Origin of the sequence: Bifidobacterium indicum, assembly GCF_036987015.1 — a bacterium.
Classification (GTDB): domain Bacteria; phylum Actinomycetota; class Actinomycetes; order Actinomycetales; family Bifidobacteriaceae; genus Bombiscardovia; species Bombiscardovia indica.
On record NZ_BTXM01000001.1, the window covers coordinates 700,262 to 714,091 of the forward strand.

11 protein-coding genes are annotated in these 13,830 nt (G+C 63.1%); 8 read left to right on the plus strand and 3 right to left on the minus strand.

Going from position 1 to position 13,830, the window contains the following annotated elements; genetic code table 11:
* The first annotated feature begins 27 nt into the window (after window positions 1-27).
* The 3 genes from AACP59_RS03055 (at window position 28) to AACP59_RS03065 (ending at window position 3,064) form a co-directional block, all read left to right on the plus strand.
* The gene (locus AACP59_RS03055) at window positions 28-837 is read left to right on the plus strand and encodes a response regulator (RefSeq protein ID WP_370465982.1); all 810 of its coding nucleotides are present in this window, start codon (window positions 28-30) and stop codon (window positions 835-837) included.
* Window positions 838-968: 131 nt separating this feature from the next.
* The gene (locus tag AACP59_RS03060) at window positions 969-2,033 is read left to right on the plus strand and encodes a LacI family DNA-binding transcriptional regulator (RefSeq protein WP_339349796.1); all 1,065 of its coding nucleotides are present in this window, start codon (window positions 969-971) and stop codon (window positions 2,031-2,033) included.
* Window positions 2,034-2,080: 47 nt separating this feature from the next.
* Window positions 2,081-3,064: a ribokinase gene (locus AACP59_RS03065; RefSeq protein ID WP_370465958.1), complete on the plus strand. Its 984-nt coding sequence runs from the start codon at window positions 2,081-2,083 to the stop codon at window positions 3,062-3,064.
* Between the two features lie 119 nt (window positions 3,065-3,183).
* On the opposite strand, the gene AACP59_RS03070 is transcribed toward AACP59_RS03065, so the two are convergent.
* The 3 genes from AACP59_RS03070 to AACP59_RS03080 all read right to left on the minus strand — a co-directional run bounded on the left by AACP59_RS03070 (window position 3,184) and on the right by AACP59_RS03080 (window position 8,385).
* Window positions 3,184-5,886: an ABC transporter permease gene (locus AACP59_RS03070; protein WP_339349797.1), complete on the minus strand. Its 2,703-nt coding sequence runs from the start codon at window positions 5,884-5,886 to the stop codon at window positions 3,184-3,186.
* Between the two features lie 13 nt (window positions 5,887-5,899).
* Window positions 5,900-6,793 (minus strand): ABC transporter ATP-binding protein, encoded by an 894-nt coding sequence (locus tag AACP59_RS03075; RefSeq protein WP_339349798.1) that lies wholly within the window; start codon window positions 6,791-6,793, stop codon window positions 5,900-5,902.
* A 272-nt stretch (window positions 6,794-7,065) separates the two neighbouring features.
* Window positions 7,066-8,385, minus strand: a complete 1,320-nt coding sequence (locus AACP59_RS03080) for an O-acetylhomoserine aminocarboxypropyltransferase/cysteine synthase family protein (protein WP_339349799.1) — start codon at window positions 8,383-8,385, stop codon at window positions 7,066-7,068.
* Between the two features lie 285 nt (window positions 8,386-8,670).
* Between AACP59_RS03080 and AACP59_RS03085 the strand changes: the two genes are divergently transcribed.
* From AACP59_RS03085 to AACP59_RS03105, 5 genes are all read left to right on the plus strand, one after another.
* The gene (locus tag AACP59_RS03085; RefSeq protein WP_339349800.1) at window positions 8,671-9,561 is read left to right on the plus strand and encodes a pyridoxamine kinase; all 891 of its coding nucleotides are present in this window, start codon (window positions 8,671-8,673) and stop codon (window positions 9,559-9,561) included.
* Between the two features lie 277 nt (window positions 9,562-9,838).
* Window positions 9,839-10,462, plus strand: coding sequence for a TetR/AcrR family transcriptional regulator (locus AACP59_RS03090; RefSeq protein ID WP_339349801.1), 624 nt, complete (start codon window positions 9,839-9,841; stop codon window positions 10,460-10,462).
* Between the two features lie 81 nt (window positions 10,463-10,543).
* A complete protein-coding gene (locus AACP59_RS03095; protein ID WP_339349802.1) occupies window positions 10,544-11,539 on the plus strand; it encodes a DUF5692 family protein in 996 nt (331 codons plus the stop codon).
* A 164-nt stretch (window positions 11,540-11,703) separates the two neighbouring features.
* On the plus strand, window positions 11,704-12,285 hold the full coding sequence (locus AACP59_RS03100; protein WP_297317009.1) for a YraN family protein: 582 nt from the start codon (window positions 11,704-11,706) through the stop codon (window positions 12,283-12,285).
* On the plus strand, window positions 12,285-13,829 hold the full coding sequence (locus AACP59_RS03105) for a YifB family Mg chelatase-like AAA ATPase (RefSeq protein WP_339349803.1): 1,545 nt from the start codon (window positions 12,285-12,287) through the stop codon (window positions 13,827-13,829). The genes AACP59_RS03100 and AACP59_RS03105 overlap by 1 nt, the downstream gene beginning before the upstream one ends.
* Window position 13,830: the final 1 nt, after the last annotated feature.

The window sequence follows — 13,830 nt, forward strand, 5'->3', positions numbered from 1 at the left end:
TCAGGCCGGATATGGAACCGAGGCCGCATGGAGCACACCATGGATACGATCAGGGTCGTCATTGCCGACGACCAGGAACTGGTGAGGGCGGGCTTCGCCATGGTGATCGGTTCCCAGGATGACATGACCGTGGTCGGTCAGGCCGCGGATGGGAAACAGGCCGTGAGCCTGGTCAGCGAGCTCAACCCGGATGTGGTCCTGATGGACGTCCGTATGCCCGGCACGGACGGTCTGGAGGCCACCCGCAGGATCAGCGCCCTCTCCCCCGACAGGGTCAGGACCCGCGTCATCATTCTGACCACCTTCGACCTGGATGAGTACGTCATGTCGGCCATCAAGGCCGGGGCCTCGGGCTTCCTCCTCAAGGACACCGAACCCGAAACCCTGCTCTCCTCCATTCGCACCGTGCATCAGGGCAACGCCATCATCGCCCCCTCGGCCACGAAGCGGCTGATCGAACACATGGCGCTTGGCGGCGGCGGTTCGACAGGCCAGACACCCGCAGGGATGACGGAAGGCGCAGAGGATTCCCCGACCCCTGATGTCCCGCATTCTCAGACCGGCGGTGAGGCCTTCGGCGAGGGGTCCAGGTTCTACCGCGATTCGGAGGTCGACCTCCTGACCGAGCGCGAGTTGGAGGTCCTGGTCGAGATCGCCCACGGCCTCAGCAATCAGGAGATAGGAAACAGGCTCTTCATCTCCCTCCCCACCGTCAAGACCCACGTGGCTCACATCCTGCAGAAAATCAACGCCCGCGACCGGGTTCAGGCCGTCGTCTTCGCCTACGAGAACGAACTGGTCAAAACAGACCCCTCCTCCCCTTCCGGCTCCCGATGAAACGATTTGCGGTATCGTTACCGCACTGATATAAATAGTGGTTGTCAGGGCCACACAGGCAGTGAGGGTGCGGTCATGAAGTCGGAGCCACCAGGGCTGCCGACTGCCGATCAGATCGACGAAAGGCAATGATGGCGTACGCGACGATTCGGGACGTGGCCGAACAGGCCGGTGTCTCCGTATCGACGGTATCCCGGGCGCTCAACGATTCGGGCCGCATCTCGGAACGAACCAGGGAACGGATCAACCAGGTCATCAAGGACCTCCACTATGTCCCCGACTCCAGGGCACGATCCATGCATTCCCCCCATTCACGCACCATCGGCCTCCTGATACCCGATATCAGGAACTCCTACTTCGCCGACCTGGCCTACCTGATCCAGGGCGAACTCCTGGCACATGGCTTCCAGACCCTGATCTGCACCTCGACCCAGGGCGATTCCCTGGAGAACAAGATCCAGGTGCGCAACCTCCTGGGGCAGCACATAGACGGGGCCATCATCGTACCCGGCCCCCGTTCACCGCAGACCTTGGACGAGCTGACCCGACGGGGGCTACCTGTGGTTTATGTGGACCGCACCAACGGCTACAGGGGTCAGGACCGGGGATTGCATGGCAACTGTGAGGGGGTCCCCTGCATCGACTCCGATCCCCTGCCCGGACTCAGTCAGGCACTGAGCGACCTTGCCAGGCACGGCCACCGGCGAATCGCCATGGTTCCGGGCCCCCTGGATGAATCCGACACCTTCCGTGAACGGCAGGAGATCTTCACCAAGCTGGTGAACGGAATGGACACAATGAGCGACCCCACTCGGGGCGATGACCCGACCGAAAAACCCACCCGGGACACCTTCAGGCCTGACATGCTGGACCAATGGAAGGATCAGGGTGTCAGCGCGGCCATCTTCGGGCGCTCCCAGGATGCCATCCAGGCCATCGAGGCCTGTCAAGCCAGAGGCATCCACATTGGACGGGACCTCTCCATGGTCACCTTCGACGACCTCCCGGTCTTCAGGATCCTGACACCGGCCGTCGCCACCATCTCCCAACAGATTCACTCCATGGGGACACGCTGCGTCCGGATGCTCCTGGACCTCATGAGCGATTCCCAGACCGACTCTGTCCGGCTGAAAACCCGATATCTCCACCGGGCCTCGGTGGGGTGCCCCCCAGGGTACACCGGCCAGGGTCCCTGAACCGAACGGTCTGGTCAACAAATACTTATATCAACGAATGGAGAAACATGATTCAAGACATGGCGGCGGTGCCAGACCAGGTGCTTCATGGACTGGATACCATCACGGGGTCCATTTCGGTGGTCGGGTCCATGAATGCGGACTATACGGTCACCACCGACCGGCTGCCCAAGCCGGGCGAGACCGTTAACGGCGGCCCCCTGCAGATCCTGCCCGGAGGCAAGTCCGCCAACCAGGCAGCTGCTGCAGCACGGATCGGAGCCCACGTCCAAATCTTCGGAGCCGTCGGATCCGACCCCAACGCCGACTTCCTCCTGGGGCAGCTGGGCAACGCCGGCGTCGACATCTCCCAGGTGATGACCGTGCCCGGACCCAGCGGGACCACGGTCATCACCGTGGACGCCCGTGGGGAGAACACCATCGTCTACTCCCCCGGCTCCAACGCCAGGGTCGACCTGAACTACGCCCATCGCTCCCAGAAGACGCTGACCGCGGCCAAGGTGCTTGGACTCTGCCTGGAAAGCCCCATCGAAACGGTGACCGAAGCCGCCAGGATGGGGCATGAGGCCGGCATGACCGTCCTCCTGAACGACTCCCCCTTCCGGGCCGACCTCCCCGCCGACCTGATTGCCTACTCCGACCTGATCCTGGTCAACGAGCATGAGATGGCACAGCTCCTGGGCATCGACGAGCCCGAGGACGGGGACTGGATCGGGGCCGATTGGGACCGGATCAACACGACCATGCAGGACTTCGGCTTCCACCGGGCCGTCGTGACCCTGGGGGGCGAGGGGTCCATGGTCCTCGACCAGGGCGAGAACTACCGCATTCACGCGGTCAAGGTGGACGCCGTTGACACCACCGGCTGCGGCGATGCCTTCATGGGAACCATCCTGGCCGGCCTCTCCTCGGGAATGACCCTGGTCCAGGCGGCCCAGCTGGCCTCCTATGTCTCGGCCTACGCGGCCACCGGACAGGGCGCCCAGGCCTCCTACGGGTCAGCCGAGCAGATCAGGTACCGCTTCGCTTAGCCAGGTACCGCGGTTCGCCTGAGCGGCATCCAGGCGAACCGGACCACTCAACCCGGACACCAATCAGGGGTCACCGGCATGGGCAGCCGGTGACCCCTGATTGCATGTATCGCTTGTCACTATTCTTCAGCCAGAACCACGACCGGTGGTGTCCGGTTGGCCCGTCTTGCAGGGAGGACGCTGGCCAGGACCGCGGCCAGGAGGGCCACCAGGAGGATCACCCCGCCCGTGGACCAGGGAATGGGGAAGGCCACACTCCCCCTGGCGGCGAAGACCACATATGCCCCGATCCAGCCGAAGAGGAGTCCCAGGACCATGCCGGACAGGGCGGCACTCAGGGCTATCAGCCCTGATTCCACAGCAAGGGACCGCCTGATCTGCTTCCGGGTCATGCCGATGGCCCGCAGTGTGGCGGACTCCCGCCTGCGTTCCATGACCGAGAGGGAGAGGGTGTTGGCCACGCCGATCAGGGCGATGACCACGGCCACGGCCAGGAGGGCCACCATAATCAGGAGGAGGGTGTCGACAGTCTGTTCCCACTGCTGCTTTTCAGCCAGTCCTCCCTTAACGGATACGGCCGAATACCCGGCCAGGGCGTTGCGAACCTCATCCAACAGCACCGAGACCGTCGGGGAACCCTTGGTCCTGGCCCAGATCTGGGTGGTCTGAGGATGGACGCCCTCCAGTGAGGATGGATCGGCCAAGCCATAGAAGGGACTGGCTTCAATGCCGCGGAATGGTGCGGAGAGGCCTGTCATGGAACGTTCCATCCTTGTCTGCGTCTGCTCCTGGGCGGCGGAAGCAGGCCCATCATCCACATCACCCCGGGTCGGGCTGAGCAGGTTCAGCCCCAGGCTCCCCCCATTGTGGAAGTCCTGGTGACTATCCATGAGACCGGCCGGGAGCAGGACGGTCCCCTGCCCATGCAGGTCACTGCCGACCTTGGTGTTCAGGACACCGTCGATCTGTTTACCGTTCAGGGCGAAGATGGTCATCCCCGCGCCCTGCTCACCGCCAGATCTGATCGTGGCCGCATACTGGGGTACCAGCTCGGCGTCCGCAACCCCATCGATCCGGCGGATGGCGTCCAGGGCCTTCTGGTCCAGACCATCGGCGCTGATCTGGACATCGACCGAGTAGTGCTCATCCAGGATGCCGTCCATGGTCTGTTTGGCGCTGGCGGCACCGGTGGCCAGGGTGGAGATCAGGGTCACGCCGATCAGGAGGGCCGCACCCGTGGCCGCCACCCGGGAACGGTTCCGGGAGATGTTGGCCACGGCGATTGTGGATGAGGGTCCAATCCGTGAAACCAGGGACCCCAACGTCTTGAGAAGGAAGGGGATCCAACGGTTGGCACTGAGCAGGATGCCGATGAAGGCCAGGCCACTGCCCATGACGGCCAGCCCCAGGACCACTTCGGACCCGCCTGCGGAGGCCTCGCCGGTCCGCCCCCTTACATCCAGCCAGACCCGCCAAAGGGACCAGGCCACCATGGCGGCACCCGTCAGCATCAGGAGCAGACTTGTGGCCAGGCGCGCCCTGCCCGCCCTCGAGTTCTCCAGAAGGTCGGCAGGTCGCAGGGCCTCCAGGGGGCTGACACCAGTGGCGGCCCTGGAAGCCCCCAAGGAGGCCAGGACCGTAACGATGATGCCGAAGGTCAAGGGCACCAGGAAGACGGCCGGGGTCAGGCGCAGCTGGAAGTAAAGGGAGTTCATATGGACCTTGGCGGCCCCCAAGAGGGCCATGATGCCAATGGCGCCACCGACCCCGACCAGGGAGGCCAGGGCACCCAGGATTCCGGACCGCATCAGGACGCTGGCCCGGATCTGGCCCTTCCTGGCACCGATGGTCCTCAGGAGGGCCAGATGACGGCGCTGCCGGGCGACCATGACCTGGAAGGTGTTGGCGATGACCGTGGCGGCCACGAACATGGCCAGGATGCCGAAGGTCAGGAAGAAGGTGGTCATGAAGTTCTGCTGACCACCGACCGCATTCCTGACGAGACGGTCCTCCAGGGAGTGGCGGTCCTCCAGGGAGTAACCGGAAGGCAGGAGTTTCCGGAGGGAGGCCAGGCTCCCATCGAGGTCATCCCCCTGCCCGCTCAGCCTCAGGTAGACGATGTCGGCGGGGAGGTTCCCCATGTCTCCCAGACCGGCCGCGCCCATCAAGGCATCGATGGTCTTGGGCGTCAGGACGATTGCACCTCCCCAGTTGTCATACATACCGCCCTGGTCCGAGCTGACCCCCGACATGGTCAGGGACTTCGACACCAGCCTGCCCGGCACCTGGTCCGCACCGGGCCCTCCATCCGTCTTGGAGCCTTGGGATTGGTCAAGCATGTAGGAAGACAGGTTCAGGTTCAGCTTGTCACCGGGCGAGAGCTTGAGCCGGGCGGCCGCCGGCTCCGGCAGGACCACCTGGTCGTCGGCCTTGGGCCAGGATCCCCGCACCAGCTTGACCGGCATCAGGGCGGGGTCGGCCAGTGGAATGGCCACCACCCCCTCGCTCTTGGTCTTGCCGGCGCGAACATCCACCAAGAAGTTGGTGTTCGACCTTATGGCACGAACGCCCGGGACGGCTGCCAGCTCCTTGGTTCTGAGGTCCTTCACCGTCTTCAGATCGGTCTGGTCGTCATCCTTGGGGACGATGGCGTAATTGGCCTGGGCGGCATCGGATGTGACCATGCGCCTCATGGAGACGTCCATGGTGTTGCCGAAGAGGAAGGTCATGGCAATGAAGAGCGTGCCAATGACGATGGCGATGCCGGCGGGGACCATCATGCCCAGGTCGCGCCGCATCATTTTCCTGGTGATCAGCCACATATGCGTCCCTCCCTCAACGATCCTGGACCAGGGAGGCCGTCGCTGCTGAGGCCATGATCTCCTGGGAGAGGAGGGCGTTCATGGAGTCCACGGTGGGGCGGTCCTGGTCGGCCACGATCCGCCCGTCGGCGAAGACCAGGGCACGGTCCGCGAAGGAGGCGGCGAAGGCATCGTGGGTGACCATGATGATGGTCTGCCCCAGTTCACGGACCGAGTCACGCAGGAAGCTCAAGACCTCGGTCGAGGAGGCCGAGTCCAGGTTTCCCGTGGGCTCGTCGGCGAAGACGATGGAGGGTTTGGCGATCAGGGCGCGCGCTATGGCCACGCGCTGCTGTTGGCCGCCCGAAAGCTCGCTGGGCCGGTGGTTCATCCTCCCCTCCAGCCCCAGGGTCCTGACCAGGAGGTCCAGCCAGGTGGGGTCGGGATCGGCCCCATCCAGGATCAGGGGCATGAGGATGTTCTGCCTGGCCGTGAACATGGGCAGGAGGTTGAAGCTCTGGAAGATGAAGCCCAGGCTGTGGCGCCTGAGAAGGGTCAGCTGGTTGTCATTCAGGCGGGTCAGGTCGATGGTCCTGCTCCCTCCGGCATGGCGCCTGCCCTGCTTGCGCCCGAGTCCGGCGGCATCGGACCCGTTCAGGTAGACGTGCCCCGAGGTGACGGTGTCCAATCCTGCCAGGGTGTGCATGAGGGTGGACTTGCCCGACCCGGAGGGACCCATGATGGCGGTGAACCTGCCCTGCTCAAACCCCACATCCACACCTCTGAGGGCATGGACCAGGTTCTCGCCGCTTCCGTAGTCCTTGGTCAATCCCTGGGCCTGGATGGCAACCCGGCCGGTCTGTACCGAATTCCCCGTACCAGATGCCAATGGATCGGGAACCGCCTGCTTCTGTGCCTGATGTTTCATGGTCCTACCTCACCTGGGACAGGGACCATCCCCGTCTCTCAAGGTCCGACGCTATCGGCCAGGCGGTGCCTCCGTCATCGTGCGCAGGGTTGAATCTCGGCTTCATCCCTGGTTCCGACATCATCCCAAAGAATGAGGAGCACATACGAAAGGGTGCCCGATGAAAGGAAATGAGGTTTCACCGGGCACCGCCGTGCCTCGTTCATGACCTCTCGACCCTATACCAGGCTGGGACACCGCTGTGGCGAGGGCGGGAAGGAGAGAGGTTATCGCTACTGGGCCAGCCCTGACTCCTTCAGGGCCTGGAAGGCGCCCTTGAGGTCATCCAGGATGTCCTCGATGTTCTCGGTGCCGATAGAGAGCCTGATGGTGCCGGGATGGATGGCCTGGTCCTCCAGTTCCTCGGCCGTTTCCTGGGAATGGGTGGTCGAGGCCGGATGGATGGCCAGGGACTTCACGTCGGCCACGTTGGCCAGGAGGGAGAAGAGGTGGAGGTTGTTGATGAAGACCCTGGCCGCCTCCTTGCCCCCCTTCAGATCGAAGGTGAAGATGGAGCCGGCACCGTTCGGGAAGTAGCGCTGGTAGAGCTCGTGGTCGGGGCGGCCCGGGATGGCCGGATGGCTGACCGACTCCACCTCGGGCACGGTCTGCAGGTAATCCACCACCTTCAGGGCGTTCTGGACGTGCCGCTCCACCCTCAGGGAGAGGGTCTCCGTCCCCTGTAGGAGGAGGAAGGCCGCAAAGGGCGATATGACGGCCCCGGTGTCACGCAGGAGTATGGCGCGAATCCTGGTCACAAAGGCCGCCGCACCCAGGTCCTGATAGAAGCGCAGACCGTGATAGCTGGGGTCCGGTTCGGTCAGGGTGGGGAACTTGCCGGGTACGGCCGCCCAGTCGAACCGGCCCCCTTCGACGATGACCCCGCCCAGGGTCGTGCCGTGGCCACCGATGAACTTGGTGGCCGACTCCACGACCACATCCGCCCCGTGCTCCAGGGGACGGAAGAGGTAGGGGGTGGCGAAGGTGTTGTCGACGATCACCGGCAGGTGGTGATCGTGGGCGATTGCGGAGATGGCCTCGAAGTCGGGCAGGTCGGCGTTGGGGTTGCCGAAGGTCTCGAAGAAGACCAGCTTGGTGTTCTCCTGGATGGCCGACTCGAAATTGGCCGGGTCCGAGGGGTCCACGAAGGTGGTCTCGACCCCGTCACGGGGCAGGGTGTGCTTGAGGAGGTTGAAGGTCCCCCCATAGATGTTCTTGGAGGCCACGATGTGGTCACCGGTCTGGGTGATGTTACGGAAGGCATACTCCACGGCGGCGGCGCCCGAGGCCACGGCCAGACCGGCGGTGCCGTTCTCCAGGGCGGCGATCCTGTCCTCGAAGACACCCTGGGTGGAGTTGGTCAGACGGCCGTAGATGTTGCCCGGATCCTTCAGGGCGAACCTGGCCTCGGCATGGTCGAAGTCATGGAAGACGTAGCTGGTGGTGGCGTAGATCGGCACGGCCCTGGAATCCGTGGCGGGGTCGGCCTGCTCCTGGCCCACATGGAGCTGGAGGGTCTCGAAACGGTACTTGTGCGGGTTCTGATCGGTCATGTCGATTCCTATCTGCTTCCTGGCTGATGGTGCCGTTATGGCGGGCGTACACGCCCTGTCCTTGTCTGCGACCATAAGCGTCCGGAAGGCGCAAGTTCAAGCCAGATGGGCTGTTTCGATATCGTCCTTTTTTATAGCGGCTTGCAGAAGGTCGAAAACCGGCCATTTTCGTCTCCATATGCCGCACAGGGTGGTGCGTCACCTGCACTCCCGCTGTAAAGTCGAGACAGCAACGGAGAAGGTTCCGTTCCGAACAGCCTCAGCGGGCATGAAGGAGTTCAAGATATGGCCGGACAAACGGACGATCAGAACAGGCTCTACCAGCGCGATCCGAACTACATCCCCCGGGTCGCAGCAGTGCACGACATGTGCGGCTACGGCAAGTGCTCGTTGACGGCGGCCATCCCCATCCTTTCGGCGGCCGGGTGCGATGTCTGCCCGGTCCCCACGGCCCTCTTCAGCGCCCACACCATGTTCAAGGACTACACCTTCCACGACACCACCGAGATGCTGCCGGGATACCTGGATGCCTGGCGGAAGGAGGGCGTCGACCTGGACGGCATCTACAGCGGGTTCCTGGGCAGCGCCGAGCAGGTCGACATCATCCGGCGCATGTATCGGGAGTACCCCAGGGCCCTGCGTCTGGTCGACCCGGTCATGGGCGATGGGGGCGCCATGTACCCCACCTACACGGAGGAGATGTGCAAGGCGGTGGTTCGCCTGGTTGATGGGGCCGACCTGCTCATGCCCAACCTGACCGAGGTCAGCCTCCTGACGGGCCTGCCCTACGAGGGTCAGGACCTGAACGACGACCAGGTGGAGAAGCGCCTGGCCAGGCTCCTGGAGATGGGTGCCCGGAACGTCATCATCAAGGGCATCGACCGCGGGGATGGGAAACTGCGCAACTTCGTGGCCTCGGCGAACCAGGACGGGGCCGGTGGCAAGCGGGAGCTGGTCCACGAGAAGCTCCCCTTCATGATTCACGGGACGGGCGACGCCTTTGCCTCCTCCCTCTGCGGTGCCGTCTTTGCCGGGAGGGGCCTGGCCGATGCCGCGCAAATCGCCGGGGAATTCGTTCGTTCGGCCATGCAGCATACCCGCAACCAGCCCAACTACCAGGAGCGCGGGGTCAGCTTCGAGCTGGACCTGGGACTGCTGACCGGCTTGGTTGGGTAAGGCGCTCACCTGCACCTCAGGTCACAGCATCACCGATCAGTTCACCACAGGTTTCCATGGGACCCCGGAGCGGAATGCTCCGGGGTCCTCTCATACCCCCAGAGGTGTGACCCGGCGTTCGCCTCCGGATGACCCGTCAGGAAAACCACCGGGACGGGCATCCTGGCAGAATTGACACTTTGTCAAAATCTGCCCTATACTCGAATCGTCGTTGTTGACATAGTGTCAAAGTTCAGCTCCCCGGAGTCAACGAACTCCGCAAGGACGGGAAGTAACCATGCAGGCATCAGCCATAGGAGACGGGTCGGCCTTCGTCCCGCGCCCCTCTCGCAGGCGGTCCGGGAAAAGTGACGAAATCGTCCAGGCCGTGATCGATATCTGCAGGAACAAGGGATTCTCCCACATCACCATCAAGGACATCGCCAAGCAGGTGGGGATGACCAGGTCCCTCTTCTACCACTACTTCCCCGACAAGGAGGCCCTGGCCCAGGCCATGGTCGACAAGTCCGCCGACCAGGTCCTGGTCCGGATGGAGGAATGGAACAGGAAGCGGACACCAGGCGACGTCAAGGGAGCCCTAGAGACCGTCGTGCAGGTGGCCCGGTCGGTCATCGCCGAGAACAGCCCGCTCCGACAGCAGATGATCCACTCGGGCAACGGGGAGCTCTACACGCAATTCGTGGACCAGGCCTCCGAGGCCATAGCCGACTACTTCTGCCGAACGGCGGTTCAGGACTTCGCCAGACACCACCAGGATCACTTGCCCATCGACCATGTGCGCGAAATGCTGATCGTCCTGATCTCCGGATCCATCACCCTCCTCAGGGTGCAGCCGGACACCAGCGACGAGGCCATCATCTGCATGGCCGCCCAGACGCTCCACCTGGAGCCCTACCTGTAAGGCAATGGGGTCCTTCCCGGCATCCACTGCCAAGAACCAAACAACGAACACCTGACACAGAAGAGAAGAAAGGACATCGTCATGTTGTTCCAAGTCTACGGAGCCAACGCCCCCTACCAATGGCTGGGGTGGATCCTGGTCTTCGCATGCCTGATCGGCCTCAACGAGGTCGCCAGGCGGAGCAAGACGGGAGGCATCATCTGCTTCCTGGCCATTCCCGGCGCCCTGACCGTTTACTTCCTGGCCATCTACATATCGGCGGCCTTCGGGGCCGATTGGGCACTGCATAACCCGACCTATGTCCACATGACCAGCTGGTTCCACTATGCCAAGCTCTATGCCGCCACAGCCGGCTGCATCGGCTTCATGGCCCTCAAGTATGGATGGGGCAAGATCGGCAAGTCCCACTGGTTCAAGTGCTTCCCCTTCATCATCGTGGCCATCAACATCCTCATCGCCGTGGTCTCCGACTTCGAATCCGCCATCCGCGGGTGGGGCGGAACCTGGGTGTCCACCGAGGGCATCACCCTGATGGGCGGCTGGCACAACGTCATCAACGGGGTGGCGGGCCTGATCGACATCTTCTGCATGACCGGCATCTTCGGCATCTATGCCTCCAAGGACCGTCGCGACATGCTCTGGCCCGACATGACCTGGGTCTTCATCATCGCCTATGACCTGTGGAACTTCTGCTACACCTACAACTGCCTGCCCAACCACTCCTGGTACTGCGGTCTGGCCCTCCTCCTGGCGCCCACCTTCGCCAACTTCCTCTGGAACAAGGGGGGCTGGATCCAGAACCGGGCCAACACCCTGGCCATCTGGTGCATGTTCGCCCAGGTCTTCCCCATGTTCCAGGACTACTCGGTCTTCTCGACCCAGTCGGTCAACAAGCCCGGGGTCAACCTGACGGTATCCATCCTGGCTCTGGTCGCCAACGTGCTCGCACTGGGCTGCATCCTGGTCCGTGCGCGCCGTCAGCACATCAACCCCTGGACCCGTGAGGTCTTCAAGGGAACCAGGGACTTCGACCAGGCCATCGCCCGTGCCGACCTGGACGAGGTCGCCGTGGCCTGATTCCCCGAACAAGGCTTTAGGTCCGATATGAGTGTGACGCGGTTCCCCAGGGGTTGTGTCACCTCCATATCGGACCTTCCTGTCAATCAGGGCCTACCTTATACACATACGCACATTTCCAAATATCAGATTGCTCTTTTCTTCATCCGTGGTGTTCTTGAGCCATGGATACACAAGCGACAAGCAGAGCATACAATCACGGGTCACTGGATACCTTCCAGGACATGGCCGAGACCGAGCGTCTGATCAAGCGGAACGGGCTGGACGGCAGGGAGCTCGGCAGACTGGGTGAGGAGTACGTCTGCCTCTGGCTGCAGAACCAGGGCTGGCGCATACTCGCCCGCAACTGGCATTGCCGATTTGGCGAACTGGACATCGTCGCCCTGGATCCCTTTCGGATCCTGGTCTTCGTGGAGGTCAAAACCCGACGCACCACCACCTTCGGTTCCGCCTGCGAAGCCGTGGGCCAGACCAAGCGTCAACGGCTCAGAAGGGCGGCCGTCCAGTGGCTGATCGGCCACGACCGTGACCCCTTCATCCGTCGAAGGGGCACCCGGTTCGACGTGGTCACACTTACCGTGGGCAACCTGATGCCGACCTCCGGATTGCCACCCGACCAGGAGGCCCCCGACTCGGATATGAGGATACCGACGACCACGAACGACCCTTTGAGGGGACCACGCGAATCAAGGCATGGATGGTCTCCGGACTCCATATTCCTGCGCCACATCAGGGAGGCTTTCTGATGAGGCTGGGGTCGGCAAGATCTATCGGTCTCGTGGGGCTCAAGGCATTCATCATCAATGCCCAGTCCTTCATCTCACCGGGCCTGCCCTATTTCTCGATCATCGGTCTGCCGGATGCCTCCCTGTCCGAATCCAGGGAACGGGTCAAATCGGCCTGCTCCTCCTGCGGGTTCCGTTGGCCCCAGACACGGGTCACCGTCAACCTGTCGCCCGCCTCCCGTCCCAAGCGCGGCTCATCACACGACCTGGCCATCGCCGCCAGTGTCCTCGGTGCCGGCGGGGTGGTGCCGGTCAAGGGTTTTGAAGACACCATCGCCCTGGGTGAGCTCAACCTGGACGGGAGCGTCCTGCCCATCACCGGGGTCCTCCCCATCCTGGCCTATGCCAAGGAGCAAGGGGTAAAACGGGTCTTCCTGCCTGAGGCCAACATGGAGGAGGCCGGTATCGTCCCGGGAATCCGCGTGACCGGTCTGCACCACCTCGGTCAACTGGTGGAAGCGATGGGTGGCCGAGCCGACTATCATCCCTCCCGGATCGTGGCCGATTCCGGACAGGAAGCCGACATATCCCTGCAGGACCAGTCCCCATTCCCCGCGTCAAATCTCGACATGGACCAGGTAATAGACCAGGAGGAGACCAAATGGGCCATGACCGTGGCGGCGGCCGGGGGCCACCACATGCTGATGATGGGACCACCAGGTGCCGGAAAGAGCATGCTTGCCAGGTGCCTGCCGGGTATCCTCCCTCCACTGGATGAGAGGGAGCAGTTGGAAGTCGCCTCCATCCGTTCCCTCTGTGGCACCCTGAAACAGTATGGAGTCAGCGATACCCCGCCCTTTGAAGCACCCCACCACACCGCCTCCATGGCCTCCTTGGTCGGAGGTGGAACGGGACTTGCCACACCGGGGGCCATCACCAGGGCCCACTGTGGCGTCCTCTTCATGGACGAGGCACCAGAATTCTCACCGCGTGTTCTCCAGGCGCTGCGCGAACCACTGGAAATCGGGGAGATAATTCTTTCCCGGGCCAAGGGATCCACCTCGTTCCCCGCCAGGTTCCAACTGGTCATGGCTGCAAACCCCTGCCCCTGCGGTTACAGCTACGGAACCGGCGAGCGCTGTACCTGCACACCCAGGGAACGAGCAAGATACTGGAACCGGATATCCGGACCGATCATGGACCGGATCGATATACAGACCACGGTCCCGCCGGTTTCCGACCTGGGAGGGGCAGGTCTGGAGCATGGACGGTCCAGCGCCGAAATCCGGCAGCAGGTGGTCATGGCCCGCAAGGCTGCCAAGAAACGGTTCAAGGATGAGGGGTGGACCCGCAACGCCCAAATCAGCGGTGAATGGTTACGGGCCAACACGGCGCAGAAGTCCTTATCCATCGTCAACGAAGCCATGAGGAAGAACCATCTCAGCCTGCGCGGCGCGGACAGGACACTGCGTCTGGCATGGACCCTGGCCGACCTCGACGGGAGGTACGGACCGAATGCGGACGATGTGGTCACAGGGATCATGATGCGTACAAGGACGGCCTGAT